Source organism: Leptothoe sp. LEGE 181152 (assembly GCF_032906605.1).
In the GTDB taxonomy this organism is placed as follows: Bacteria; Cyanobacteriota; Cyanobacteriia; order Phormidesmidales; family Phormidesmidaceae; genus Leptothoe; species Leptothoe turfae.
On the sequence record NZ_JASATU010000067.1, the window covers coordinates 16,009 to 41,304 of the forward strand.

Genomic DNA, 25,296 nt, shown 5'->3' on the forward strand with positions numbered 1-25,296 from the left:
CGAATACTGAATACTACGTGCATTACCAACGTTTAATGCAGAGGCAAGAAGTCAACTCAGAGAATCAACTACGCAATTTAATATTATTCATGATTGCAAACAAACCTACGTCCCCGACCCCTACAAATCCATTGTTCTTGCCAGAACCGCCCCAGACAACAAGTTCCCGATCACACACCTCAAATTTTGACCGCAATAGCCACATTGTTCTGGCCCCCCAGCCCAATAATCAACTCCACGGCACATTGATCTTTGGTGCAGAAAACAATCCCCTCACAGGGTTCACCACCAAAGAGGACATTATGATGACCTCCCTAACGGGGCACTCACTTGCGGGGATGTCTAGATTAACAATTCACTATTAGTTCTGCACTTTTCCATCAGGCATAGTTGTCCCACTGAGTTTAGCGCCAGCTAAGTTCGCACTACTCAGTTCAGCCTTAAACAAAATCGCGTCAGTCAGATTCGCCTCACCTAAATTAGTGCGTCCCAAATAAGCATTAGTCAAGTCAGCCTGGGTCAGGTCAGCACCACTTAGATTAGCTCGACTCAGGTCAGAACGCAGCAACCGGGCATCAACCATAACAATCTGGAAAAGTTGAGCACCACAAAGCTTAGTATCAGTAAGATTCACACCCTTTAGATCAGCACCAGTGAAATCGCAGCCAGATAGATTTGCCCGCTGGGCACGGGTGCGGGTCAAATTGGCATAGCGCAAATTAGCACCTTCTAACTGAGCATCTGCCAATGATGCACCCTTAAGGTTGGCACCGTTCAAGTTGGCATTGCGCAGATCAGCATCTTTGAGAAACGCCTCACTCAGGTTGGCACCACTCAGATCGACATTGGCCAGATCCGCCCCTTTCAGGTTAGCCCCGCGCAGATCCACCTGACGCAAATGGGCTCCCCGCAAAATTGTTTGCTCACTGCGCAGTTCTTGCCGCAGATTCGCCCCCCGTAAACAAGCCCCAGTTAAGTTAGCACCGCTCAGGTCAGCATTACGGAGGTCGGCGTCGGCTAAATTCACATCAAATAGATCGGCCAGGGTTAGATCAGCCCCCCGCAGGTCGGCCCCCTGTAAACTCGCGCCATGCAAATTAGCATCACTCAGATTGGTATAAATCAGATTCGCCTGATTCAGATTGACGCCGCTCAGGTTGGCATGGCTAAGGTTCGCCTGCTGCATATTCACCCGGCTCAAATAGGCAAACATCAGATCCGTACGTTCTAGATCAGCTTTCGAAAAGTTCGCGCCGATCAGATCCACTTTTGGCATCTGTAAATTCGCTAGGCACAGACCACTAAAGTCCTTTTGGCCACTGTTATAACAGGCTAATAGTTCAGCAGCATTATCCATAGGATGCAGGCCTCATTGAGGTAACAGCAGACACAGCAGCTCTAGCACTATCGACAGGGATTACCACTTCGTCTGGTTCAGCGTAATAGGGTTTAATAGCATTCAAAATAGCAGTGACAACGGGCTCATTGTCATCGGTGTCTTCTAAACAGTGAACAATAATAGATAATTTACTTTCCAAGTCTTGGAATGAAGAACAATAGTTGAAAACTTCTCGTAAAAAGTCTTCTAAGGTTTTACTACGTAGCAATGACCACTCTTGTGAACTTCCGGTAAAGGGACTGTAAAGGGTGGAATGCAGCAAGATTTTAGCCCGTAGCGGGTTGCAATATTTGATGATATCGAGCCTGAGCTCAAACAAATCGGCCCGGTCTTTCACCTGGGCCACCTCCATAGAAGGTCCTTCTAAAGACTTCGCTGAATAGGCGACGGTATTTTCAGGATGAATACCAACCGGCAGATCCCCAAAACAGGTTTCTGGACTATCGGTGTCGTTGGCAGTGGAGAACCCCGGTGTTGACATCGGGATCAGCTCAGTTTGAGCACTATAAAGGGGATGAAAGGCCTTAAAAATAATATTTACAATTTTGGTGTATTTAGTTTTGCGATTTAGATGGTGCAATAAATGACGTAACCGATATTTAAGATCGTTGGGTGTTGGTGTCAGCTGATACAGCTGCTGTATCAAAATCGCCGTATCCGCTTGCTCAATTTTACGGATATCCGTTTCCCAAACTTTATGGCACAGACAATATAAAACTTTTTTTATCCGGATAATCTGGGAATCTCGCTCTAGCTCATCCGCCACCTGTTGATAGCGATCCTTAGATTCCTCTACACTTTCTTCTGCCGCATCCTCAGCTTCTTCTGGCTCCCCACCAGGAAGTAAACTGGCCGCCCGTTCTATATATAACGGCGTAATGGCCTGCAAAATCACCTCAGCCACATCAGAGTAGACCTCTTTATGGTTGAGGGTAGCCACAATGCGGTAAAGACTCGCACGGCAATGCTCCACTGACGGATTGCGCTGCACCAATGCGTCAATCAGATGCTGCAATGAAAACTGATCCAGAACGGTAGTGTCGTTTTCCCATAGGTTTTGACAGGTACCAAAAATCAGTTTTTTGATCCGCAGATGGTCGGGATGGTCACCTAGACTTTGTAAAGCCTGATCAATTGGGCTCTCAAAGGCATAACCTTCAAACCCTTCAGCAAAAAATGGTCGGGTCATCTCCGCATCAGACACCTCCAGCTCAATGACTGGCCGTAGCTGATAAGCAGGGACTGATTCTTGAATATTTTTAAGATTTAGCGGGCCAAGAAATGTCGCATCTAAATCTAGGCGACTTTTGACGACATCATAGACCACCTGAGAAACACAGATTTCACCAGGGGCGGCAAAGCTTTCTAAACGAGCCGCAATGTTGACGCCATTCCCCATAACGTCGGAATTGTTTATGTACACATCGCCTAGATGAATGCCAATGCGATGGTCAAAGCTATCCCGCTTGCTATCCCCGCGCAGTTTTTTTTGAATATTCAGTGCACAAGCCACGGCCTGAGCTGCGCTAAAAAAGCACATCAATAGACCATCGCCAGTTGATTTAAGCACCTGGCCCTTAAACACATTGCACAGTCCGGCAATCTGCTTAAGATCTCGATTAATAATCGCCAGTGCCCGTTCTTCATCAGAGGACATCTGGGCACTAAACCCAACAGCGTCTGTTACCACAATTGCGGCAAGGACACGCTGCTGGGTTTGAAGCGATGGCTGCGCTCCTTCCATAGAAAACCTGACTGACAAGACTACCTGATATTAAGATTACCCTGGTCCTATAGGGACTTCCGCACATCATGAAGTAATGAATACGGAATTTGCGGAAGAATTTATCGGGCCTTTTTATATCGTCGTATTAAAATACGTAATTACCGATAGACCCTCACCCTACCTAATCTCATAGCAAGATAAACTTCATTCCCCACCATTGATGGGACAATCTTGCGACCGGATCCTAGATGCCATACTTCATTCTCTCCTATGATAGCGATTCTGTCATGTGATGGTGGTTACGAAATGACCAAACCACTCATTATTGCAAGTCATACAGGGGGCAAAACCCTATGTAATTTTCGATACTTTCTAAAATGAGAACAATAGCACTGAAGAAGATCGTTTTGATTGTTCCCATTTTAGTTTCTGAATTTGAATTCTTTTGACTGCTTTAGACCAAAGAGAGTTCTTTGATACGTTTAAGAAATTATCGGGATAAAAAAGACGAGATATCTGCTTGAGTATTCTAAAATCTGCGAAATATGAATGGTTATTAAAGATTAATGACTATTGGGAGAAATTAATGGTCCAATGCTGGTGAGTCTAGTGCCCAAAAGGTAATTATGCCCAAACTCAACCATTTGGCAATGCATTTACTAGCTGGCGCAGCTACCGTCTGGTGCACTGCAGCCATTACACCAGTTGCAACCTATGGAATAGAACTGCCTCAACCCACATTTGCTGACTTGTGCGAAGCATTTCAAGGGGGGGCAGGCGAGTGGAGTAGTGCCCTATACAGCCGCCCTTATTCCTGGCAAACGGTGGAAGCTTTGATGTCGGCATTGGGCATTAGCAACTGTAATGTAGCCGCACAGCAGCTGGCTGCGATGGAGGTTTTACGGGGGGCACAGATACAGAGGAACTACGTACCAGACAACGGTTTGATGGTAGATTTTCCGACGGGTGTGGATTTGCATATAATTGCGATCGCAACCCCCAATCTCACTGCTCTCAACCTGAGCGGGCACGTCATTGGCGACTTAGCCCCCATTGCTCAGCTCACTCAGCTGCAAACCCTACGTCTTGCCAACACTCAGCTACAGAACATTACTGCCCTCACCGCCCTAGGGCAACTCACCACCCTAGATATTAGCTACAACCAAATCGACAATATCGCACCTGTGGCTGAGATCCCCACCATTCGCTCCCTCAATGTTGGTTACAATCCCTTTACAGATATTAGTCCCATCGGTGAAATTCTCACCCCCGCCGTAGAAGGAGAATGGCAGCTGCTTGACCTCAGCGGCATTGATATTGACGATCAAACCTGTCCCGACAATCTGGGTGACATCTGTGGATGAAGCGAGGCAAAAGAAACTCGCTGTTTTGTTATTAATCTGTTTAGATAACAGCAATCCAGGAAACAAAAGAGAGAGAAAATTGCCCATCACAACGAACATTTTGTAAGGGTTAGCACAAGGCACAGCCCCTACTACACAGCTAAATTGTCTTGCACAGCTGTGCGTAACTGTTCTGTGAGCCGCGCCACGGTTCCTGCCTTATCAGCTCGAAACTCCTTGACGTAATCTTTTAGATTAATCGGTTCACCGACTCGGAAAACAGCCTGGCGATGAGCCTTAGGCTGAATATGTTCAACTTGATACACCTCTCGTTCTAAACGCATCAATGTGTCTAGAAACCTCTCCGGAGTAGGCTTAGCAGCAACATAACCATCATAAATGGCATCAAAATTCAGCAATCTTACCGTCGTCCAATAAAGGGCATCCCCTTCAGCAACCGTTTTCGGTTCTTCTGCCTCTAATAATGCCTGGATCCGATAAACTCGTTCTCGAATCGGTGCTCCATTGGATTCTAGATCCAGCTGCTGTTCACACTGACTGATGACATGATTCCGCAAACGGCTGATCCGTTGATTCCAGTCTTGATCCGGTTCCCTAGTTAAGCCAAATTCTGTTTCTATACGTGTGATGATCAAGGATGCGATCGCAAGTAACCGCTGATAAAAATCCTGGGGATCTTCAGATACTAAACCGAGTTCGTCCTCCAGACCCTGTAATGTCTCCTGGATAACTGACGTCATCGGCTGAGTATAGCGATACTTCAGCGAAATCGGCACAACATACAAATCCGCATCAGGGGTCTTCTTCATCAGCTGCGCGATTACCTGCATCGGCATTTGGATTGCCCCCGACCGAAACGGCATCACCGTATCATTTTGATAAGAGCAGCCACCTTCTGGAAAAATCACCACCTGCGCCCCAGGTTCCCTTAACAGACTCAGCGTCTGAGCAATGCTAGCCCTATCCCCCAATCCCCGACGAATAGAGTAACAGCCCATCCATTGTAAAAATGGTCCCTGCAGCCCTTTGAACGACTCCCGAGCCACAATATAGTGCCACAGTTGGCCTACCCGTGCCGCCAGGCTAAATAGCACCATACCGTCTTCCATAGTGGGATGATTACACACATAAACCACCCGTGCGCCATCCAATGCCCGCAGTTTAGCTACATCGTCATCGGACACCACTAATCCGCATCGGTACAACCGCTGTAGCACCAGATATGACACACTCTGCACCAACCGAATCAGTAACGGTTTAGGTTTAGGTGGAAAGAATAACGCAGTCTCAGCAACCATAAAGCAAACGGTGAATAGACCCAACAGTCATATATGGTTATGCCTTGCCTCAGGGTTAAATGGCAACAGTTGCCGTTTAAACACAGCGGCCTCAAACTGAAAATTTCGGATGAGACAACTGAGTACTGAATAGTGAACTAGTCATGAGTAGTTCACCTGATATGACTACCAGAAAACTCACTTCTGACAAACTATCCATATACACCCTTATCAATAGTTAAATCTTGACGCCGTATCTAACCGCCTAAGTACAACACCTTAGCCTTACAAAATTTTGCCAAAGATTTAAAGCAGGCAAAAAGCATCTCCCCATAACTCATTCAGGGTGTTAGCGATAACGTTACATACTGTAGCTTGGAACAAATTATGTTGGACCATTAGTCATCAAGGTTTATTACAGTGTCCTTCTAGATCAAACAAATTTATACCGCAAACGGCCCTATGAAAATGGTCAAGGTTAGCTCACTGCTGCTGTATTTGGGGATCCCTCTTGTAGGTGCTTCAGTAGCGCTCAATTTTTTCCTATACGGACAACTCACAAAATACTACGTTGAACTCAATCAAGTTCGTTTAGATCCGCTGGGCCTTAGCTACTATAAACCAAACTCTAACTTGAATGACAAGGGAGACAATAAACGAGTCATTATTTTCGGAGACTCTAGAGCTGCTGATTGGCCTACCCCTCAAATTAAGGGATATGAATTTGTCAACCGTGGTGTTGGCGGTCAAACCTCTGCACAAACAAGTCAACGATTCGATTTTCATTTAGGAGATTTAGAACCAGACATTGTTGTCATTCAAGTAGGCATAAATGATCTCAAAGCCATTCCACTGATGCCCGATGAACGCAATGTCATCATCGATCTTTGCCGCGCTAATATTCGACAAATAACAGAAGATGCTAAGGCATTGGGAGCCACGGTCATCATATCCACTATTCTTCCAGTGGGAGAAGTGCCGCTTGTACGCAAACCCGTTTGGTCAGATGACATAGCCCAGGCCATTTATGAGGTCAACGGATATATTGACTCCTTGCAAAGTGATAAAGTACTGGTGTTTGATGGGTTTTCAGCCATTGCCGATGAAAAAGGCATGATTCCCAAAGATTTCGGCAAAGATGAGTTACACCTCAATGCCCAGGGATATACTGTCTTAAATGAGGCATTTTCTGAGTTTTTTGACACTGCAACATTTCCCAATAACACAGAGATTGCGGAAGCAGACAACATTTAAGAATATCCTTGGTGTTGGTAACAGCCCCGCCGTGGCAGGGCTGTTTTGTTGAGATGGGGAGCTACCCTGATGTCATAACCTTGATTTAAAATCTTCAGCCTAGGAGATTTTAGTTAAAAGCTATATCCAACACCAGCGATGAAGTCAACATCATCGTCACCATCCTGGAATGGAGACCACACAACAGAGCCATTAACCAACCATTTGTCATTAACACGATAGTCTGCTCCACCGGTCACAGCAGCTTCAATGGAGCTATCATCACCTAGCTCACCATTGATACCAGCACCTAGGAAGGGATTAAGGCGACCAGCGGGATCAAGAGAATTGAAATCATAGGTGATGGGCAGTACATAGGCCACATCTTCGCCATCATCAAAGTCAAAGTCAGTGCTGACAGCGGGACGGACAGAAAGATTATCAGAAAGAGAGAGTTTACCGTTAACAACAAATCCTTCATCACCGCCACCAATCCCGACATAGTTATAGTCAGGTGCTTCTTGAGCAAATGCGGTGAGGGGAGCTGCAGCAAGAACAGCAGCCGTTAGCCCCAGCGTGCAAAGAATACGATTGAACATCATGGTTGAATTCCTCGAAACGTTTTATGGCAGACGGGCTAGTTTTCCATGGGTATTTAGTACCAGAGATTACTGAACCTCGCTTGCATGGTCTTGTTGTATCGTTTAGTCCCTAGGAACGCGTAAAAACAGAGGACACTTTTTCTGGGTGGACTATAATTTTAACGCTATAACCACTGAAAAATCATTCATTAGAACTGTGACAGTTAGGGATATGACCGTGGTGGCAACGCAACGGCTTACCATAGATAATGTTTGTGATAATGTTTGTTTCCGAGTGTGTTATTCATGGTGATTTGTCTTCGGTATAGCCTTGCCCTTGCCGCCCTATGGCTGACTATTCTAGTCGGCCCATTTGTACATCCAGTTTATGCAGCAGACCTCTCCCCTGCACCCGAATCTGCCGCCGCTTATATTATTTCTCCCAGCAATGGTGATACGGTCGCAGCACCTTTCACCGTGCGGTTTGGCCTGTCGGGCATGGGAATTGCCCCTGCCGGGATAGATCGTCCCAATACAGGTCATCATCATTTACTCGTCGATGTCGATGAGCTACCTCCTCTAACAGAGCCATTGCAAGGTTCTGAACAAGTTCTCCATTATGGTGCCGGTCAAACCGAAACTCAGCTGACCCTAGAACCGGGCAAACACACTTTACAGTTGGTACTGGGCAACTATAGCCATATTCCCCACGAAAAACCCGTTATCTCAGAGAAAATCACAGTCACTGTTGAATAACTAGTGCTTAGCCCATAGCGTCAGCGGTTCCCCCCCCTCCCAATCCAAACACCTATGCAATCCTTACCCACGGACCAGCTACTCACCATTGACCGCCAACATGTATGGCATCCCTACGCCGCCATGCCCAATCCGTTACCCATTTTTCCGGTCAAGTCGGCACAGGGCGTTTACATTGAGCTAGAGGGAGGGCTGACCCTGGTGGATGGCATGTCCTCCTGGTGGACCTGCATTCATGGGTATAACCATCCCCGGCTTAACCAGGCCGCTCGCGATCAAATTGATCGCATGTCCCACGTGATGTTTGGCGGTCTTACCCACCAACCGGCGGTGCAACTGGCTCAGCGATTAGTGGAACTCACGCCAGAACCACTCCAGCAGGTGTTCTTCTGCGACTCTGGTTCAGTGTCTGTGGAAGTGGCCATGAAGATGGCGATTCAGTATTGGTATAACCTGGGCAAGCCTGAGAAGCATCGCTTTCTAACGGTGCGCGGCGGTTACCATGGCGATACCTTTGATGCTATGTCGGTGTGTGACCCCGTCAACGGCATGCACCATCTATTTAGCAAGGTTCTTCGACAACAGTATTTTGCCGATATTCCCCAGATTCCGTTCTGGGGACTGTGGGATGACAGCGATATTATTAGTTTTGAACAACTTTTGGCGGAAAACCATGGACAGATCGCCGCAGCCATCTTTGAACCTGTGGTGCAGGGGGCTGGGGGCATGCGGTTTTACAGTCCCGACTATGTGCGTCGTGCCAGAGAGCTCTGTGACCAGTATGGTGTGCTGTTAATTCTGGATGAAATCGCCACAGGCTTTGGGCGTACGGGGCAGCTCTTTGCCTGCGAACATGCAAAGATTTTCCCTGACATTTTGTGTATCGGCAAGGCCATGTCCGGTGGGTTTATGTCGCTGGCGGCAACGCTCACCACACCCCACATTAGTCAGGTGTTTAGCCAGGGCGAAGCAGGGGTGTTTATGCATGGTCCTACGTTTATGGCCAATCCTTTGGCCTGTGCCGTCGCCTTAGAGAATCTTGCCATTTTAGACAGCTACGATTGGCAAGCCAAAATCCAGACAATCGAGGCACAGCTGAAGCAAGAGCTAGCCCCCTGCCGGGCATCATCCTTAGTCAAAGACGTGCGGGTGTTAGGAGCCATTGGCGTTGTCGAATTGCATGAACCGGTGGATATGGCTGTAATTCAGCCACAGGTAGTAGAGCACGGTGTATGGCTACGCCCCTTTGGTAAACTTATATACACGATGCCGCCTTATATCATTGAGCCTGCCGAGTTGAGTTGCATCACCCAGGCAATAGTTGAACTGACTCGTTAATGTTGTGGTGAGCAGTCGCATTTACTACGGCTAAAATTCATCGTCACAATTCCTATCCAGGATAGGCTTGTCATCATGATGCGCTTTACTTCAATCAGTCTGCTGACTGTTAGTTTGCTCAGCCTGCTTATAGGATGTAGCCCTCGGGAAACGATTAGATCAGGTGCGATCGCACCTGAAGCATCCACACCTCAAACCATCTCAGAGTCCATCTCGAAGACGTTTGAGCTAGATCCAGGTCGCTATTGCTACTTATTAAACAACGGCATGCTCGCGACGTATTTGCGTCTAACCCTCGACAACCATCAGATTAGCGGCGATGTGCGCTCATCGGTTCAAACCGAAGCAGCAAACGGTTCAACAACCTATGCCCAAGTGTTTTCAGGTTCACTAATCGCAGACACATCCATAGTCGACGTTACCACCTGGATTGACAAGGACGTCAAAGACACCCGTGATACCTGGATATTAACCAGCAATACACTGCAAACCAAAGACAACGTCCTCAATCTAACGGACTGTGAACTGGTTGATCCGGCCTTCCAAGATCACAATGGTCTTGAAGCCAAGGACCTGCTGGCCGGAGCGAATAATGCCAGAACCGAACGGATTGAGTTCGACCCTGGCCAACGCTATGTCATTGCTAGCAATAGGGTAGTGCGAGGGGACCGGGATATTTATCTGTTCAACGCTAACGGTGGTCAGCAGATGAGTATCAGCCTCCAGGCCACAGAAAATAACGCTGCTTTTGATATCATTTCCCCCAGCGGTTACATCCTGGCATTTAGCGCCAATAATGAGACGGTTTTCTTACCTCACACCGGCGATTACCAAGTAGTTGTCGGCGGCATCTCTAGCGATGCTTCCTATAATCTGACCCTCAGTCTTCAGTAGATGTTGTGAACTATGTGCACCAAGCTATATAAAGCAGAAACGGCTTTTAATTAAGTTTTGCAACAACCTGGTCGTAAAGTCTAACTAACCACCGATAGGTCATTGCGGTTGCTTGCGGGCACCGAATTGACCTTGTTTGTTTGGAAATCTGCCCATGGGTGGTCTGTTACGGAACCTGGCATGCGCCACAATCATTGTCCCCAATTGTCTGATGGCAGATGCCGTTGCCCAACCACTGATTATAAGAATGGATTGGCCATGTCAGGAACTTTCAGTAGAGCGTTCGTTTCAGCCAGCTCCCCCCGGTGTGCCCCAAAGACGACTCAGCGGTGGGACACGATAGTAGCCGTTGGCGAAGAAGACTATCCCGGCGAATTGCGGAGCAGCACCGCATGCAGACTATGACAATGGTAATACGCCAGAAATTTGTCCCGCACTAATGGATATCAGCACGCAGGCCATCTGTTCTAATTCGATTCTTTCAAGGGTGCGCATAAAGTCGGTGGGGCACTTTTGGAATAAGTAGCCAACTGCGATCAGACGACAGTTAAAAGTCATCTGAGGATTAACTAGCAGAGCTTTAGCAGTATCGGTAGCCTTACTGATTAAAACCAGCAGTTTTTGACAGTAGGCATGCCAAAATGCGACCCGAAATGCAGGTTGTTGTCGGTACTTGTTGACCTGTCTAGGATCAATCATCAGAGCATCGCTTACTTCTGTGAGGGTCATACCAAACAGCAACAGATGAATAATCTCGCTCTGTAAAACAGGTACATGGGGGGGGCCTTGGTAGTCAACAGTTGCGAAAAAACAGCCTAACCACCATTTTATAAGCCATAGACGATACTTTGAAGAGATCTGAGCATCAGTAGTCAGATTTTGCAATATGGTTAGCAATCTCCCGACAAAATCCAGCATTTTCTTGAGAAAGGCTCGCCAAAAGGCTGTGCGAAAGGTTGACTGCCGTTGGTAAAGGTTGACCTGACCCCGATCAAGCTGCATCACTTTGGTAATTCTCGATGGAGACATACCAGATAACAACATTTCAATAATTTTGGCTTGGACAGGTTCCACGTTCTTGAAAGCCTTTAGCTTACAAGTCCTTGTTTTCAGAGCCTTTTTCCTGAGGGCATCTATGATATGAGCCGGATGTTTGTCATAACCGTTAAGTTCTATGTTTTGCCCCGTCGTGGTCAAACTATTCAACAAGGACGTATTGTCTATCCGATATTTGGGCCCCTGCTGACTATTGGCCATCGTGGTCAACACGCCCATTAGGGTGGCTTTATCCCGACGCTCCATGTTGATACTATGACGGGCCATGCTAAAAGGATATCCTTGCGATCGCAATCGCCGCTTATACTGTGCATCCAGTGTATGCATTTCAACCATGTACTGCTCTTTTGCCCGACTTTCAATCACAGCAGCATCGGTATCAGGAGCCATGGCTAAACGAACAACAAAAGCACCACCTTGCTTTTTTTCAATCGATTGGATACAGAGATTAGCATCAACATATTCTTGGCAAAGCGTTTGGAAAGCCTGGGAAAACGCTTGCCAGTCAATACGCCCCTGAAAAACAAGATCAATCACACGTGTAGTTTGCTGAAAGCCCCTAGCAAACTCACCAGGCTTGAAATTTCTTGTCTTGGGATGTCGCTCTTTTGGCACATCTTTGAGATAGATATGATCACAAATAACCCCTTCCAAGATCGTCGCACCATTGGAAGTCCAGTCTTGTATACAGGCACCGGTAAGCATTGCCTTGGCAAATACAGTACCCAACACTTGCGTCTGCATCAAAGCAGCACCACTCAAATTGGCACTGCTCAAATTGGCACTGCTCAAGTTAGCCCTACATAGATTCGCACCACTCAGATTCGCACCACTTAGACTCGCACCACTTAGATCCACGTCAGGTAAATGCGCCTTGGTTAGATTGGCCCCTCGCAGATCGGTTCTGGCTAGGTTAACACCCCGTAACCTGGCTTTACGTAGTTTTGCACCGCTTAGGTCAGCCTCCGATAGATGAGCCTGAGTCAGATCAGCTTTATACAAGTTAGCACCGCTTAACTCCGCTTTATCTAGCTGCACTCTATGGAGCTTGGCACCGCTGAAATTCACTCCACTCAATTGAGCCGCCAATAAGGTTGCACCACTTAGATCAGGCACTATTTCAGGATTATTTAATCTCCACTGATTCCATCGCTGTACACCCTGATGTAGCCGTTCTAAATGCTGTAGATTAGCCACAACGACACCCTCAATCAATCACCTAATGCTACCCAAGCTGTGATTCAGCATTATCTAGGAGTTATTGAAAGTATAGCGAGCCCCAAGGACAAGAGATCTACGACCCATAGCCAATCATCATGCCTTGCAATCAAGGATGTCATTCATACAGATGTCGATTTTTACAGACATCTCTGGCCGTAACACAGCGCTAAAGTCAAATTCTAAGGAGAACTATTCAAGACCTAACAACCTTCTCTCTGCCACAAATATAGGTCCTGAATAGTTGATCGAGTCAGTCTTCTCTCAAACGTTCCAGATACGAGAATGATAGCTATTTCAGCACCGTATCTAAGATCTCTCTAGCTGGCTGAGCTTTTTCCAGGGCAGTTTGGTAGTCACTGTAGATGCGCACCAATTTAGAAAGGCCACTGACACCTGTCTTTAACTGATCTAATTCATCTCCCGACAGCAATTCTCCATCCAGCATCCGCACAATTAAAGGTTTGATATCGCCCACTTCTTGGCGCGACTTCTGTAGCTTATCCACTGTGGTCATTAACGTTTTGAGGGCGCTGAAGATCGTGTCCAAGTTTCCAGTATCTACAGCGGGTGCAGCTTCAGGAGCTGCTGCTTTAGCAGAATCTGCTGCTTTAGCGGGAGTTGCTGCTTTGGTTGGGGCAGTATCCACGGCTTCAGAAGCAGCAGTGGACGTTTTACTCGCATCGCGTGGTGCCATGGGTCTCTCAGGTAAGAACAGCACCTAGTTTAGGTGCTTTCCGCCGATATGGATACGGATGTTATGAGATACGATCACTAAAACTTACTTAAGGTTCCATTGACAAGGCTAAATTGGCCGTCCTAGGTACATAGACGAGCTTTATCAGCCGATACATTGGCCTGTTTAATCTGCCGATAGCCTAAGCTGTCGTTAGCGCAGTTTTGCTCAAATTCATAAAAGAGAGCGGGTATTTTTTGAAGATAGTTGCGATCGCTAAACGACCCAATTAAATCCGCCATCCGACCTAAATCTGCCAAACCTGAAATATCCGAGATCGAGCATGCTTGCATAAAAAGACTTTCCAAACAAGCAACAACGTGACGTATATATAATCCTTCAAACGTCCGATGTTTAAACTAGGCACAGGGATTCAGCATGCTCAGAAAGCATCATTTTCATGCGTTCCAAGGATACGTTGGGGGATATCAATGAAATATCATCAATGCCCCCAACGTACTAACCATGAGTTAAGACCGTTGTGCACTGAGAATGAACTAATTATGAGAGATCTGTCATTTATCCCCCCAGGAGACCCCAGTCTGATTCACCTAAACCTCTGCACGGGGAGCATAGTCACGAATCAGCTCTATCGAGCGCTCTAGGGCAATAATGCGCTCGGTAACCTGATGGGTTGGAGGCAGCTTCTGCAAAATTTCTAACCGTTCAAGCCTGTGGGCAACTTGGCCATGGGCACCTACCAAAAATACCTCTCGCCGTTTAGCCAAGGAATCTTTAATCATGGTTTCAATCGCCAGCAAAGCCGTTACTCCTAATCTAGGGACAGTGCTCAAATCTAGAATCAGGATTTCATAATTTTCTACGATAGCCATGCGCCGAGCGATGGATTTGGCCGCGCCAAAACTCATGGGACCGCTGAGATGGAACATGAGTACTCGTCCCTTAGCAGCTTCTAGCAGGGAGCGTTCTTCAGGGGTGAGCCAGTTTTCATTATCCCCATGGGTCACTGCCCGCATATCCTGTACCTGAATATCGGTAATTGCTTGAATGGTCAGCAGATTGGCTAAAAATACCCCAACGGCCACAGCCGTAATCAGGTCCACAAAAACCGTGAGTCCCATGACCAGATACATCAAGCTTGCCCCTTTTGTAGACAGGCGATGGGCTCGCTTCAAAAAGCCCCAGTCAATGATGTCAATCCCGACTTTGATCAAAATTCCTGCCAATACAGCATGGGGAATTGGTTCAGTCAAAGAACCAGCCTTAAGCACGATTGCCGCTAGCACAAGGGCATGAATCATGCCCGAAAGATTAGTTTTACCCCCCGTCTGCACATTGATCACGGTACGCATAGTAGCTCCAGCTCCGGGTAAACCACCGAACAAGCCAGCCACACAATTACCAATACCTTGACCAATTAGCTCACGGTCAGAATCATGTTGGGTGCGTGTAATACTATCGGCTACCAAGGAGGTGAGCAGTGAATCTAACGCTCCCAGTACAGCCAGCATAATGCTGTACCCCAGCATGTCCTTCATAGCCCCCCAAGAGAAGTAGGGCATATGCAGACTAGGCAAGCCCGAAGGAATATCACCAATGCGAGGAATACCGCTATTGGGGAAGAATCTCACTGATAGATAGGTGCAAAGAACCAGGGCAATCAGAGGCGCTGGCAAGATGCGATTCAGCTTTGGCGGGGCAGCAAACACAATCGCTAGAGTCAGCAACCCCAGCCCGGCAGCAACAGGATTGATAGTACTAAAAACAGTTGGATACAGCAGAATTGAATCAACAACACCACCTTGCCCGACAGCCCCAAACAGAGGGCCAATTTGAATCAGGATAATAATCACCCCCACCCCTGACATAAACCCAGAGATAACGGTGTAGGGCATGAAAGTAATGTATTTTCCTAATCTCAAAAGCCCCATCAAAATTTGAAACAGACCACCCAACATAACCACCGTAAAGGCCATGGCGAGACCGGCCTCTGGGTACTTAGCCGTCAGTGCCGCAAAGGTAGATGCCATGACTACCGTCATTGGGCCTGTAGGCCCCGAGACCTGGGAAGGAGTACCCCCAAACAGAGCAGCTAAAAAGCCAACAAACATGGCTCCATATAGCCCAGCAATGGGTCCTGCTCCAGAAGCAACACCAAAGGCCAGAGCTAAAGGTAAGGCAACAACCGCTGCCGTGACACCACCAAATAAGTCTCCCCGCAGATTCTTGAAATTGAGACTTGGCAGTAGAACAGATGGAGACAATGCCATGATCGATATCTAACTCCAAACGTTTTGAATTAAATGAAAGTAAATAGAAATGCCGGTATTGAAGGGAAAAAATCACTGGCAACTAGCTTCACTAACAAACTACCCACCAACAAAAAGGCCAAACCATTCGGGCAGGACTCCTGAAACATTCTCCCCAATCAAGTGTGTCTTGCAAACTCTTATCCTTGAGTCGATTGACAAACACTCTCACCGATAAAAGACCCATAATCATTGCTGGTGATGACATCAACGCTAAAGTAGCTACCAGATAATTGCCAACGTCAACATTTACTGGAGAGAGAAACGAACTAGCGGTTACAAACGTTACCGCACAGAGAAAGCTATCGATTGCTGCAATCGCTGAAGCATTGTAGAGATCAAGCTTTAGCCGTAAAATAAAGAAAGAATAAACAGAGACGACAGCAACCACCACCACAGTTGACCTTAAGGCTATAGCCACCTCAGAACTCAAACCGCTTTCGTAGAATCCGTCCCCCCCATTAAAGCTGATGGCAAATAATAAATACACAAAGAACAGCGTGGAGATCGACTGAGGGATCTCTAAGTCTGACTTGAGAAACACAGCTGTCAGGCCAATAACGAAAAACAAGACAGGTGAGTTTAAAACATTCGAAAGAATCAAGCTAGAGTCCATAGCTCACTTTAGTAAAGTGCGGCGACCGATAGCAGCTGTGTGTCAAGTAAATTCAAACCTATCATCGAATGTGAAGCAGAGTATTGAAGAATACTTTTAGGTAATTATTTACGAATATTTATTGAGTTATACGTAGCCAATGGGGTTTAAATACTCCATGATCACTTCCACAAGTTGTTGTGCCGCCAAGCTTATTCAGCCTGCGTATTCCATAGCTCTGTAGTTTGTCGTAGACTTACAAAGTCTCCATTTCCTAAAATTAGGTGATCTAACAGAGGAATCCCTAAAATATTTGCTCCTTCCAGCAACTGGCGGGTCAACGCTAAGTCAGCATCACTGGGCTCAAGAATACCGGAGGGATGATTATGGGCGACAATCACACGGGTAGCCCCTTGTTTAATGACTTCACGAAAAATCTCTCTTGGGTGGGCTAGGGTTTCAGTGGCAGTACCGAGAGAAATAATTTTGGTGCCCAGGAGTCGATGTTTAACATCGAGCAGTGCGATCGCAAATCTCTCTTGCGATTGCCACATTAAATCTTGACTGAGGGCAGCAGCAGCTACGGCGGGATCATCCACTATTGTGCGATCAGCAGGACGATTTTGCAAAACTCGCTTTCCCAGTTCTAATGCGGCTAAGATGGCAGCAGCTTTCGCCTCTCCGACACCGGATATGGTCATCAGCTCCTGCGGTGTAACAGTTCGTAAAGCATCCAGGGCTGTGGCACTATCCTGGGCAAGTTGATTGAGAATACATTGACCGAGATTCACAGCTGATAGCTTATGACCACGGCTAACCCCTGTGCCCAGCAAAATCGCCAGCAGTTCAGCCAACGTTAAATTTTTAGCACCATAGGCCATCAATCGCTCGCGGGGACGTTGCTCCGTCGGCATATCTTTAACCCGCAGATTGTAGCGTTTGTGAATCTGTTCTTGGCTGCGATCGCAGGTAAGTGTCATAGATAGAGGTGCAATGGCATAATAATCACCGCACTGTTTTCTAAGGCAGCGCGGCATCATGATTTAGTGAGCCCATCAGCCCGCCTAAGAGCGACCTTATCACCACGAAATCATAGCGAAGCCTACATTTACTCAGACGCTATGCTAAACCTCACCCCGTCACCCACCAACCTTAAAAAAGTCCGCCAGCAGTTAGCGCAATTTAGCTGTTTGGCAGTTCCCCCCCAGCTGTCTAAAGCGCAGAAGCGTGATCTCATTAATGCTCTGCTATGGTTTAGCGATTTAGCTGACTACGAAACCCTGGGTGTATGTACCGATACCCTGGCCGAAGGCAAAGCAGCAACCGAAGCCTATGTCGGTCGCCTCAGCCGTCCCATCAATTTAGACTTGCCTGAACGAGACGGTGCTATTTACCTGAAGTTCAATACCCTCAAAGGCGCTTGGTATCTAGATGACTATGGGGGGCCAAATCGCGGCGTTTTGGTCTCCTTCCACGCTAGTGAGCCCGAGTATGACCTGGTTAATGGCACCTATGGACCTTTTCCATTGGACTTATTTGATGAATGATCGTTAGTCGATGCACAAGGGAGCGGTTAACAATCAACCAGCCTCCAGTGGGGGCGTACCGACGTACGCCCTTCAAGATGTCAGCACATATCCACCATGCACTCGATTGAATGCACAGCAGCAGTGCATCCTTACAAAGCGAGACCTACGTAGTTACCAACCCATGCTCTAGGGCAAATCGGACTAGCTCTGTACGGCTATTAGTACCGGTCTTACCAAATAAACGACTGACGTACTTTTCGACGTTGCGGACTGTGGTGCCCAGACGACTCGCAATCTCCTTATTCATGAGGCCTTCTGCCACCAGGTTTAATACATCCTGTTCGCGGGGCGTCAGATCAATACGAATCGGCGATGTTTTTTGAGGGATCGTTCCTCGCTGTGTGAGCAGAGCCTTAATTTCCTCAATTTGGCGGGCCATAGCAGCGATATCAGGCACGGTTCCAGCTTCTGGCGTACGTGCGGCCTGGCGTTCGATCAGATTACTGACCATGGCCACCAGCTCTTCTGGATCAAACGGTTTGGATAGGTAGGCATCACAGCCAGCGTTGTAGCCCTGGATGCGATCGCTAGTCATCCCACGGGCTGTCAGAAAAATTACCGGTAGCGATTTGTAGCGAGGATCTTCACGCACCTGCTTAAGAAATGCATAGCCATCCACCTCAGGCATCATAATGTCTGAGATCAGCACATCCGGGGGTTCCTGCTGCAATAGCTCTAGTCCTTCAGTGGCATTGCTGGCCGTGCGCACCTGAAAGTCACTGTCTTCTAAATAGGCTTGAACCGCCTCACGCAAGCCGGGCTCATCATCTACCAACAGGACTCGTTTAGCTGCCTCTGCCATGGCTTTTCCTTTGATGCTACAGTTCCTAAGCTTAATCGGAATTGGGTACTCTCATCATATGCAGTCCCCAACTCTGGGAAATACTATCTTCCCACTTCACTGTTGACCATCGTTTGTGCAAAGTTCGTCAAAATTCCATTCGTTTCGCTCAGGGTCACGACACCTGGATAGCCCCACAAAACCAGGATGAGATCGCTGTCATTTAAGAAGAACTGATATCAAGTCCTGACATTTATCAGTAAATTACCAATGGCAACATTGGGGCATAAGACTCCTTGTAGACCTGTATTCAGAACTCACACAGCAGTCTGTGCAAGGTTAAAAAATATACATATTTGCCCGTAGACAACTGCTGCAATTGATACCATTTGGGTCCTTTCACGATAGGATGATTAAGAATCATCTAAACTCCGACCGGAATACCGGGGTTTATGAGATTCTTAGCGCAACTAGCCTAATCACATGGCTTTAATGCAAGCGTTGTTGATGTAAGGAAATATCAGGAAATTCGGTTATGGCTCTTCAACTAGGGGATCAGGTCCCAGATTTTACCCAGAAATCTTCCGCTGGGGATATCAATTTCTATGAATGGGCTGGCGACAGCTGGGTCGTTCTTTTCTCTCACCCTGCTGACTACACTCCCGTTTGCACCACTGAACTAGGTACTGTAGCCAAGTATCGAGCTGAGTTTGACAAGCGCAACGTTAAAACTATCGCCCTCAGCGTTGACGGTGTAGAATCTCACCAGGGTTGGATTGGTGACATCAACACAACCCAGAGTACTAGCGTTGACTATCCCATCTTGGCTGACGAAGACAAGAAAGTGTCTGAGCTATATGGGATGATTCACCCCAACTCCAGCACTGGTAACACCTTGACTGTACGCTCCGTATTTGTCATTGATCCCAACAAGAAGCTACGTCTCACCATTACTTACCCAGCTAGCACTGGCCGTAACTTTGATGAGATTCTACGGGTCATTGACTCCCTACAGTTGACTGACTACCACAAGGTTGCCACCCCTGCTAACTGGCAAGATGGTGGCGACTGTGTCGTTGTACCTTCAATCTCTACTGAAGATGCGAAGCAGCAGTTTCCCAAGGGGGTTACAGAACTCAAGCCTTATTTGCGTATGACTCCCCAGCCTAACAAGTAGGCAATAACATCCACTCTGCTGGAACCATCAAGGATGCTCCACTGGGGCATCCTTTTTTCGTGCCATAGTACAGGAACATTGCTTCACGGGAATTGCAATTGTAAATGTTGTCCCTGTGGCATCGCTGGACTCACAGGTTAACTGGCCATGGTGCCGTTCATGAATGATCTGATAACTAATGGACAGCCCCATACCCGTCCCCTTGCCCACCGGCTTAGTCGTGAAAAAAGGATCAAACAGCCGTGCCTGAATATGAGGTGGAATGCCTGGTCCACCGTTATGGATAGCAACCATTGCCTGCTGCTGCTCTAACCGAGTCGAAATCTTAATTTCCAGGGGTGTAGCATTGTGGTCAATGGTCTCCTCTAACGCATCAATAGCATTGGTCAAGAGATTCATAAAAACTTGATTGAGCTGTCCTGCGTAACATTCAATGGCAGGTAGATCACCATACTGTTTTTGAACAACGATGCCAGAACGTTGGTTATTAGCCTTAAATCGATGCTCTAAAATCATCAACGTGCTGTTAATGCCATCATGGAGATTAACAGTTTTCATTTCCGCCTCGTCCATGCGCGAAAATGTGCGTAGTGACGATACAATTGCTCGAATGCGCTCAGCCCCCACTTGCATAGAGGCTAATACTTTAGGTAGATCAGCAGAGAGAAAATCAAAATCGATCTCATCTAGCATAGCTTGCACACTAGCCGTAGGCTGGGTATGCCCAGACCGATAGGCATCAATCAGATCCATGAGTTCCTCTGTGTAGGATTGGGCATGGCGAATATTGCCATAGATGAAATTAACGGGGTTATTAATTTCATGGGCAACTCCAGCCATTAGTTGCCCTAAGCTGGACATTTTCTCATTCTGCACCAGCTGTAGCTGGGTTTGCTGTAATTCTTGTAAGGCATCTGCCAAAGCCTCAGGACCAACGGCGGCAGACTGCTCATAACATTGGGTCACATCCTGGCATTCGGTCAAAATTAACCGATTGCCTGGCAGCAATGAAATCAAAGATTTGCGAACGAAAATTGTGCTGGCGCGCCGTGAGTATCGCGTTGTGAATTCAATACAGTCTCCGTGGCGAATGACCTGGGCATCTGCCTGGGCAAAGTCTGCGATTTGGGCCAGGGGCAAGAGCTCTCGATCGGTCTGAGGAAGCTGGGTCCTCACCCCTCTGATCGGACCGTGCTCCCACAGGCGATAGCTGGCATCATTGGCATAGAGCCATTTTCCCTTAAGGGTTTTAAGGTGAATCGCTGTGCTCAAATGGTTGAATAGCGTTGTCCATAACTGATGGCTATTCGCCAGGGTTTCAAAGGTTGCGCTGCCTTGAACCATCAACTTTTCCTACTTCATACCCACGGGTTTAGATTGCCCGGATTGTCGACGACCAAAACTCACAATTGGGCAATGCCCCCTTTGTTTTAGATGTGGTTGAGGGCAAATATCTTTACGATGTAAAGCGGTCAGGTAATTGTTATGGAGAGAGATAGGAGTGCTATCGCGTCGCCTTTTGTTGCAAGCTGGGCTCGGACTAATTCCCTGGCGCAGGACACAGCCATTGACCATGCAGCTCGACTGGCGACTCAATGCTCAATTTGCTGGACTCTGTGTAGCAGAAGCCCATGGAGAGTATCGCCGCCAGGGACTGGCCGTCACCCTAAATCCGGCACCGCCCAATCTGGATGTGGTGAAAACAGTGGCTTCACAGCCCCATACCCTTGGCTGTGCTGAGGAGTCGCTGATTTTAGCAGCCCAGGCTCAGGGAGTGGATGTGGTTGCGATCGCAACCATGCTCCAAGCATCTCCGTTAGCCCTCATGAGTCTGCCCCAAAAAGGCCTCAGCCAGCTCCAACAGCTACCCGGAAAACGCGTTGGCGTCCATAGCGACGGGCGCAAAGCCTTAGAACAGATTCTATCCCAAAATCATATCCCTTCAGACCCAATCGATATTGTCACTATTCCCTATCGCAATAAGCCTCAGCGTCTAATCAATGGCGAATTCGATGCTGTCCAATGCTATGCCCTGGATGAACCCCTAGATTTTGCCCGTCGTCTGGGCCAATCACCAACAGTGTTGACCTTCCATGACTACGGGTTCGATGCTTACAGCCAAGTAATTTTTGCCCCTACCCAGTTAGTCGCCAAGCACCCCCAAACCATAAAACGCTTTTTGACCGCCACGTTTGCAGGCTGGCACTGGGCCATCAATCATCCCGAACAAACCGCCCGTCTGTTGGTAGAGCAATACGTTGAACCAAACTACCAAGATCCCGATTATCAAACCCAATCCCTCAAGATTATTGCCAACTATGTACAAAACAGTAACCAGACTATCGGCACCCTCAATGCAACACGGTGGCAGCACTCTGCTCAGCAACTTGCCCAGGCCGGTTTAATTGATACACTGCCACCGTTAACCACCTCCATTGACCTTAGCCTTTGGCCATAAGGCGTTACGTTTCTTTTTATTCTTTTCCACCGTTAACCACGTCCCATTCCCCATTAGGATAAAAAGACTGATTATTACCAACGTTTACTGCACGAAGGCTCCTATGGATATCAAGCAAGGTTTTGTTGGCACCGTTGGCAACACCCCGCTGATTCGGCTCAATAGCTTCTCCGACGAAACTGGCTGTGAAATCTTAGGTAAAGCTGAATTTCTTAACCCCGGTGGCTCGGTGAAAGATCGAGCGGCTCTCTTCATTATTGAAGACGCCGAAAAGAAAGGATTGCTCAAACCCGGTGGCACCGTTGTTGAAGGAACGGCTGGCAATACCGGTATTGGCCTAACACACATCTGTAATGCCAAGGGCTACAGGTGCGTTATCATCATTCCCGAAACACAATCTAAAGAGAAAATTGATCTGCTCCGCACCTTAGGTGCAGAGGTACGCACGGTTCCAGCTGTTCCGTATCGCGACCCCAACAACTACGTTAAAGTATCGGGCCGTCTAGCCGAAGAAATGGACAATGCTATTTGGGCAAATCAGTTTGAAAATTTGGCCAACCGACAGGCTCATTATGAAACCACTGGCCCCGAAATCTGGCAGCAGACCGATGGCACAATTAACGCCTGGGTTGCGGCAACCGGTACCGGCGGCACCTATGCCGGTACAGCGATGTTTCTTAAAGAAAAACATCCTGACATTAAGTGTGTAGTAGCCGACCCCATGGGCAGCGGTCTATACAGCTACGTCAAAACAGGTGAAATCCAGGCTGAAGGCAACTCTATTACCGAAGGCATCGGCAACGGTCGCGTTACCGGCAACATGGCTGGAGCCCCTGCCGATGATGCCATTCAAATTGATGACCCTGAAGCATTGCGCGTGGTTTATCAGCTTCTGTATAAAGATGGTCTCTACATGGGTGGATCCGTAGGTATCAATGTAGGCGCAGCAGTTGCCCTGGCTAAGCAAATAGGCCCCGGACACACCATTGTCACCGTACTGTGTGATAGTGGCTCTCGCTATCAGTCAAAAATATTTAACCGAGCATGGCTAGAGACTAAAGGCCTTTGGTCCGATCAGTTACTGCCACCCTATTAGGGCAGGCTCCAATAGGGTGTGAACCATGAGCACAAAGATTATGGGCACAAAGATATAAATGGCTGGCTCAGCTAGTCAGAGTTACAACCTAATGGGGGCGACACCATCGTGGTGTCACCCCCATTTATGTAACTGTGTGGACTAATACCTAACGGAAATTGTCAGGATTGAAACTGCGACCTGCCTGATTGAGATACTCACCAGTACCACCATCTGTAGGGTCTAGATAAGGCTTCAGATAAATACCGTGATGCTGCGTGGAGGAACGACGACCTCCAAAAATCTCATCCACCGCTCCCAAAATCTCACTATCCAAAGCCCCGACTCCGAACAAATCAGTCTCGGGCAATCTTGCACCACCCACAAAGGTATTGACTGCGTTAGTACCTGTTCCGGCATCCGCTAGGGTAATGTTAGAAAAGACAGCATCCCGTGTTGCTACTGGGTCTTGACCGGGGGGTACAGTAAAGACGATGCGGCAAGATTCTAATGATTCTTCAGTAGTCGCACACACCGTGTTGTAACCATTTTCAACATCTGTACGTAGCTCGACAAGACCGTCAGGACGATACTCCTCTAGTCGGGCACTAATAGTCTCACAACGACGTTCAGGAGTCCAGCCACCACCCATTTCTGCGGGCACAGCCCAAGGATATGCTTGACCAGGCTCACTCTTGGGACGATACATGACTGTGTACTCACCATCTTGAATCTCACAGGTAAACCGAGAGCTAACAGGTTCAGGAGCCTCTTCACCGTCATTGGCTAAAACCAAACCACCCCCCAGAGTAGGCCCCAATGTCACACTTAAGGCAAGTACGCTGACCTTAGTGATCGATAGGATATGGGAGAAGGGGAGAATTTTCAAACCTGAAATCTGAGGCATTGTCATCCAGCCCATGATTCGCTCCTTATTACCGTAAACTTAGCCGATGTCTCCTCACTGAGACTAACGTAGCGTAATGAGGAGGGTATCGAGTGAGGGCCAGTGCGTAAATTGGCTACGTAGTTTGTAGTAAACAGGTTGAGGTTAATAGTTCTTAGTTTTGAATGATGAATTATGAGAGTTGGCGTCCTTTATTTGGCCCTAACTTGCCGTAAAGCAAGTGACTTAGGAAGCAAAAATTAATTAATTTCCAAATTGTTGGATGTACAGACGTTCCATGGAACGTCTCTTCAGCATTTACTTTTGGAATTTATTTATGGCTTGCTCCTTAGAACTCAAAACCCATACTTCACAATCTATTTACCGTGGCAATGTTTAAACTTCTTACCGCTCCCACACCAACAGGGTTGATTACGTTTTGGTAGTATCGGCGGCAGCATCTCACCATCTAGATAAAACCAGCGACCCTTTTCTTTGGTAAACCTGGAACGTTCATGCAGTTGGCCCCACTCTGGCTGGCTGTGAACCGCCATAAATTCCACTTGGCCAACGGTGTCATTAGCACGGCCTTTGCGGGTGCTGACCACGGTCAGGGATTGCCAAACCGTAGTCTTAATACTTTTAAGCAGGTTAATGCGATCGTCAAACGTCCGCTTGGTTGGATGATGGGTAGCGAGTAGATAATCCACATTACCCTCGCAATAGGCTGTATATCGCGATCGCATTAAAGCCTCTGCCGTAGGTGCTACATCGCCCCCTATCAAATAGGGCTCACAGCACCTGGCATAGGCAGATCCACTTCCACAAGGGCAAAGATTTAAAAGCATTGACGGCAAGATTGAAGCATATAGCCGCCAGACTACCAG

24 protein-coding genes are annotated in these 25,296 nt (G+C 47.5%); 10 read left to right on the plus strand and 14 right to left on the minus strand.

Annotated features, from left to right (window positions below; all coding sequences use genetic code 11):
• Positions 1–361: 361 nt before the first annotated feature.
• A complete protein-coding gene (locus tag QGP82_RS32315; RefSeq protein WP_163660622.1) occupies positions 362–1,357 on the minus strand; it encodes a pentapeptide repeat-containing protein in 996 nt (331 codons plus the stop codon).
• A complete protein-coding gene (locus QGP82_RS32320; protein ID WP_163660620.1) occupies positions 1,350–3,143 on the minus strand; it encodes an adenylate/guanylate cyclase domain-containing protein in 1,794 nt (597 codons plus the stop codon). The genes QGP82_RS32315 and QGP82_RS32320 overlap by 8 nt, the downstream gene beginning before the upstream one ends.
• 608 nt (positions 3,144–3,751) lie before the next feature.
• On the opposite strand from QGP82_RS32320, the gene QGP82_RS32325 reads away from it, so the two are divergent.
• On the plus strand, positions 3,752–4,489 hold the full coding sequence (locus QGP82_RS32325) for a hypothetical protein (RefSeq protein WP_499062087.1): 738 nt from the start codon (positions 3,752–3,754) through the stop codon (positions 4,487–4,489).
• A 131-nt stretch (positions 4,490–4,620) separates the two neighbouring features.
• On the opposite strand, the gene QGP82_RS32330 is transcribed toward QGP82_RS32325, so the two are convergent.
• Positions 4,621–5,787, minus strand: coding sequence for a 1-acyl-sn-glycerol-3-phosphate acyltransferase (locus QGP82_RS32330; protein WP_163660616.1), 1,167 nt, complete (start codon positions 5,785–5,787; stop codon positions 4,621–4,623).
• A gap of 441 nt (positions 5,788–6,228) precedes the next feature.
• Here QGP82_RS32330 and QGP82_RS32335 point away from each other — a divergent pair, with 441 nt between their 5' ends.
• Positions 6,229–7,020, plus strand: a complete 792-nt coding sequence (locus tag QGP82_RS32335; protein ID WP_163660614.1) for an SGNH/GDSL hydrolase family protein — start codon at positions 6,229–6,231, stop codon at positions 7,018–7,020.
• Positions 7,021–7,133: 113 nt separating this feature from the next.
• Here QGP82_RS32335 and QGP82_RS32340 read toward each other — a convergent pair whose 3' ends face one another.
• Positions 7,134–7,601 (minus strand): porin family protein, encoded by a 468-nt coding sequence (locus QGP82_RS32340; RefSeq protein WP_163660612.1) that lies wholly within the window; start codon positions 7,599–7,601, stop codon positions 7,134–7,136.
• A 285-nt stretch (positions 7,602–7,886) separates the two neighbouring features.
• On the opposite strand from QGP82_RS32340, the gene QGP82_RS32345 reads away from it, so the two are divergent.
• From QGP82_RS32345 to QGP82_RS32360, 4 genes are all read left to right on the plus strand, one after another.
• A complete protein-coding gene (locus tag QGP82_RS32345) occupies positions 7,887–8,336 on the plus strand; it encodes a DUF4399 domain-containing protein (protein WP_499062088.1) in 450 nt (149 codons plus the stop codon).
• A 54-nt stretch (positions 8,337–8,390) separates the two neighbouring features.
• Entirely contained in the window at positions 8,391–9,674 is a 1,284-nt protein-coding gene (bioA, locus tag QGP82_RS32350) for an adenosylmethionine--8-amino-7-oxononanoate transaminase (protein ID WP_163703041.1), read from the plus strand.
• A 75-nt stretch (positions 9,675–9,749) separates the two neighbouring features.
• A complete protein-coding gene (locus tag QGP82_RS32355) occupies positions 9,750–10,568 on the plus strand; it encodes a TolB-like translocation protein (protein WP_499062089.1) in 819 nt (272 codons plus the stop codon).
• Positions 10,569–10,722: 154 nt separating this feature from the next.
• A complete protein-coding gene (locus tag QGP82_RS32360; protein WP_499062090.1) occupies positions 10,723–10,911 on the plus strand; it encodes a hypothetical protein in 189 nt (62 codons plus the stop codon).
• Between the two features lie 56 nt (positions 10,912–10,967).
• On the opposite strand, the gene QGP82_RS32365 is transcribed toward QGP82_RS32360, so the two are convergent.
• From QGP82_RS32365 to radC, 6 genes are all read right to left on the minus strand, one after another.
• Complete coding sequence (locus QGP82_RS32365; RefSeq protein ID WP_499062091.1) at positions 10,968–12,821, minus strand: pentapeptide repeat-containing protein; 1,854 nt, start codon at positions 12,819–12,821, stop codon at positions 10,968–10,970.
• 313 nt (positions 12,822–13,134) lie between these two features.
• Positions 13,135–13,539: a hypothetical protein gene (locus tag QGP82_RS32370; RefSeq protein ID WP_163660600.1), complete on the minus strand. Its 405-nt coding sequence runs from the start codon at positions 13,537–13,539 to the stop codon at positions 13,135–13,137.
• A gap of 122 nt (positions 13,540–13,661) precedes the next feature.
• Positions 13,662–13,871, minus strand: coding sequence for a hypothetical protein (locus QGP82_RS32375; RefSeq protein ID WP_348917889.1), 210 nt, complete (start codon positions 13,869–13,871; stop codon positions 13,662–13,664).
• A gap of 258 nt (positions 13,872–14,129) precedes the next feature.
• Positions 14,130–15,809 (minus strand): SulP family inorganic anion transporter, encoded by a 1,680-nt coding sequence (locus QGP82_RS32380; protein ID WP_163703036.1) that lies wholly within the window; start codon positions 15,807–15,809, stop codon positions 14,130–14,132.
• A 91-nt stretch (positions 15,810–15,900) separates the two neighbouring features.
• A complete protein-coding gene (locus QGP82_RS32385; RefSeq protein ID WP_163660596.1) occupies positions 15,901–16,464 on the minus strand; it encodes a sodium-dependent bicarbonate transport family permease in 564 nt (187 codons plus the stop codon).
• A 191-nt stretch (positions 16,465–16,655) separates the two neighbouring features.
• Entirely contained in the window at positions 16,656–17,423 is a 768-nt protein-coding gene (radC, locus tag QGP82_RS32390; protein ID WP_163660594.1) for a RadC family protein, read from the minus strand.
• Positions 17,424–17,564: 141 nt separating this feature from the next.
• Here radC and QGP82_RS32395 point away from each other — a divergent pair, with 141 nt between their 5' ends.
• Positions 17,565–17,990: a DUF1824 family protein gene (locus QGP82_RS32395; RefSeq protein WP_163660592.1), complete on the plus strand. Its 426-nt coding sequence runs from the start codon at positions 17,565–17,567 to the stop codon at positions 17,988–17,990.
• 145 nt (positions 17,991–18,135) lie between these two features.
• Here the strand turns inward: QGP82_RS32395 and QGP82_RS32400 are convergent, their stop codons facing one another.
• Positions 18,136–18,834: a response regulator transcription factor gene (locus QGP82_RS32400; RefSeq protein ID WP_163660590.1), complete on the minus strand. Its 699-nt coding sequence runs from the start codon at positions 18,832–18,834 to the stop codon at positions 18,136–18,138.
• Positions 18,835–19,348: 514 nt separating this feature from the next.
• Between QGP82_RS32400 and QGP82_RS32405 the strand changes: the two genes are divergently transcribed.
• The gene (locus QGP82_RS32405) at positions 19,349–19,990 is read left to right on the plus strand and encodes a peroxiredoxin (RefSeq protein WP_163660588.1); all 642 of its coding nucleotides are present in this window, start codon (positions 19,349–19,351) and stop codon (positions 19,988–19,990) included.
• A 27-nt stretch (positions 19,991–20,017) separates the two neighbouring features.
• Here QGP82_RS32405 and QGP82_RS32410 read toward each other — a convergent pair whose 3' ends face one another.
• Positions 20,018–21,334 (minus strand): ATP-binding protein, encoded by a 1,317-nt coding sequence (locus tag QGP82_RS32410; protein WP_499062092.1) that lies wholly within the window; start codon positions 21,332–21,334, stop codon positions 20,018–20,020.
• 157 nt (positions 21,335–21,491) lie between these two features.
• Here QGP82_RS32410 and QGP82_RS32415 point away from each other — a divergent pair, with 157 nt between their 5' ends.
• Both QGP82_RS32415 and QGP82_RS32420 read left to right on the plus strand, forming a co-directional pair.
• Positions 21,492–22,448, plus strand: a complete 957-nt coding sequence (locus QGP82_RS32415; protein ID WP_499062093.1) for an ABC transporter substrate-binding protein — start codon at positions 21,492–21,494, stop codon at positions 22,446–22,448.
• Between the two features lie 103 nt (positions 22,449–22,551).
• Positions 22,552–23,544: a cysteine synthase A gene (locus QGP82_RS32420; protein ID WP_499062094.1), complete on the plus strand. Its 993-nt coding sequence runs from the start codon at positions 22,552–22,554 to the stop codon at positions 23,542–23,544.
• A 148-nt stretch (positions 23,545–23,692) separates the two neighbouring features.
• Here QGP82_RS32420 and QGP82_RS32425 read toward each other — a convergent pair whose 3' ends face one another.
• Positions 23,693–24,445, minus strand: coding sequence for a COP23 domain-containing protein (locus QGP82_RS32425; protein WP_499062096.1), 753 nt, complete (start codon positions 24,443–24,445; stop codon positions 23,693–23,695).
• A 341-nt stretch (positions 24,446–24,786) separates the two neighbouring features.
• The gene (locus QGP82_RS32430) at positions 24,787–25,257 is read right to left on the minus strand and encodes a YchJ family protein (RefSeq protein WP_163660578.1); all 471 of its coding nucleotides are present in this window, start codon (positions 25,255–25,257) and stop codon (positions 24,787–24,789) included.
• Positions 25,258–25,296 lie beyond the last annotated feature (39 nt).

Excerpts from the sequence above, each read along its gene's own strand:
- QGP82_RS32315 (WP_163660622.1), bottom strand. The coding sequence starts at position 1,357 with ATGGATAATGCTGCTGAACTATTAGCCTGTTATAACAGTGGCCAAAAG.
- QGP82_RS32320 (WP_163660620.1), bottom strand. The coding sequence starts at position 3,143 with ATGGAAGGAGCGCAGCCATCGCTTCAAACCCAGCAGCGTGTCCTTGCC.
- QGP82_RS32325 (WP_499062087.1), top strand. The coding sequence starts at position 3,752 with ATGCCCAAACTCAACCATTTGGCAATGCATTTACTAGCTGGCGCAGCT.
- QGP82_RS32330 (WP_163660616.1), bottom strand. The coding sequence starts at position 5,787 with ATGGTTGCTGAGACTGCGTTATTCTTTCCACCTAAACCTAAACCGTTA.
- QGP82_RS32335 (WP_163660614.1), top strand. The coding sequence starts at position 6,229 with ATGAAAATGGTCAAGGTTAGCTCACTGCTGCTGTATTTGGGGATCCCT.
- QGP82_RS32340 (WP_163660612.1), bottom strand. The coding sequence starts at position 7,601 with ATGATGTTCAATCGTATTCTTTGCACGCTGGGGCTAACGGCTGCTGTT.
- QGP82_RS32345 (WP_499062088.1), top strand. The coding sequence starts at position 7,887 with ATGGTGATTTGTCTTCGGTATAGCCTTGCCCTTGCCGCCCTATGGCTG.
- bioA (WP_163703041.1), top strand. The coding sequence starts at position 8,391 with ATGCAATCCTTACCCACGGACCAGCTACTCACCATTGACCGCCAACAT.
- QGP82_RS32355 (WP_499062089.1), top strand. The coding sequence starts at position 9,750 with ATGATGCGCTTTACTTCAATCAGTCTGCTGACTGTTAGTTTGCTCAGC.
- QGP82_RS32360 (WP_499062090.1), top strand. The coding sequence starts at position 10,723 with ATGGGTGGTCTGTTACGGAACCTGGCATGCGCCACAATCATTGTCCCC.
- QGP82_RS32370 (WP_163660600.1), bottom strand. The coding sequence starts at position 13,539 with ATGGCACCACGCGATGCGAGTAAAACGTCCACTGCTGCTTCTGAAGCC.
- QGP82_RS32375 (WP_348917889.1), bottom strand. The coding sequence starts at position 13,871 with ATGCAAGCATGCTCGATCTCGGATATTTCAGGTTTGGCAGATTTAGGT.
- QGP82_RS32380 (WP_163703036.1), bottom strand. The coding sequence starts at position 15,809 with ATGGCATTGTCTCCATCTGTTCTACTGCCAAGTCTCAATTTCAAGAAT.
- QGP82_RS32385 (WP_163660596.1), bottom strand. The coding sequence starts at position 16,464 with ATGGACTCTAGCTTGATTCTTTCGAATGTTTTAAACTCACCTGTCTTG.
- radC (WP_163660594.1), bottom strand. The coding sequence starts at position 17,423 with ATGACACTTACCTGCGATCGCAGCCAAGAACAGATTCACAAACGCTAC.
- QGP82_RS32395 (WP_163660592.1), top strand. The coding sequence starts at position 17,565 with ATGCTAAACCTCACCCCGTCACCCACCAACCTTAAAAAAGTCCGCCAG.
- QGP82_RS32400 (WP_163660590.1), bottom strand. The coding sequence starts at position 18,834 with ATGGCAGAGGCAGCTAAACGAGTCCTGTTGGTAGATGATGAGCCCGGC.
- QGP82_RS32405 (WP_163660588.1), top strand. The coding sequence starts at position 19,349 with ATGGCTCTTCAACTAGGGGATCAGGTCCCAGATTTTACCCAGAAATCT.
- QGP82_RS32410 (WP_499062092.1), bottom strand. The coding sequence starts at position 21,334 with ATGGTTCAAGGCAGCGCAACCTTTGAAACCCTGGCGAATAGCCATCAG.
- QGP82_RS32420 (WP_499062094.1), top strand. The coding sequence starts at position 22,552 with ATGGATATCAAGCAAGGTTTTGTTGGCACCGTTGGCAACACCCCGCTG.
- QGP82_RS32425 (WP_499062096.1), bottom strand. The coding sequence starts at position 24,445 with ATGGGCTGGATGACAATGCCTCAGATTTCAGGTTTGAAAATTCTCCCC.
- QGP82_RS32430 (WP_163660578.1), bottom strand. The coding sequence starts at position 25,257 with ATGCTTTTAAATCTTTGCCCTTGTGGAAGTGGATCTGCCTATGCCAGG.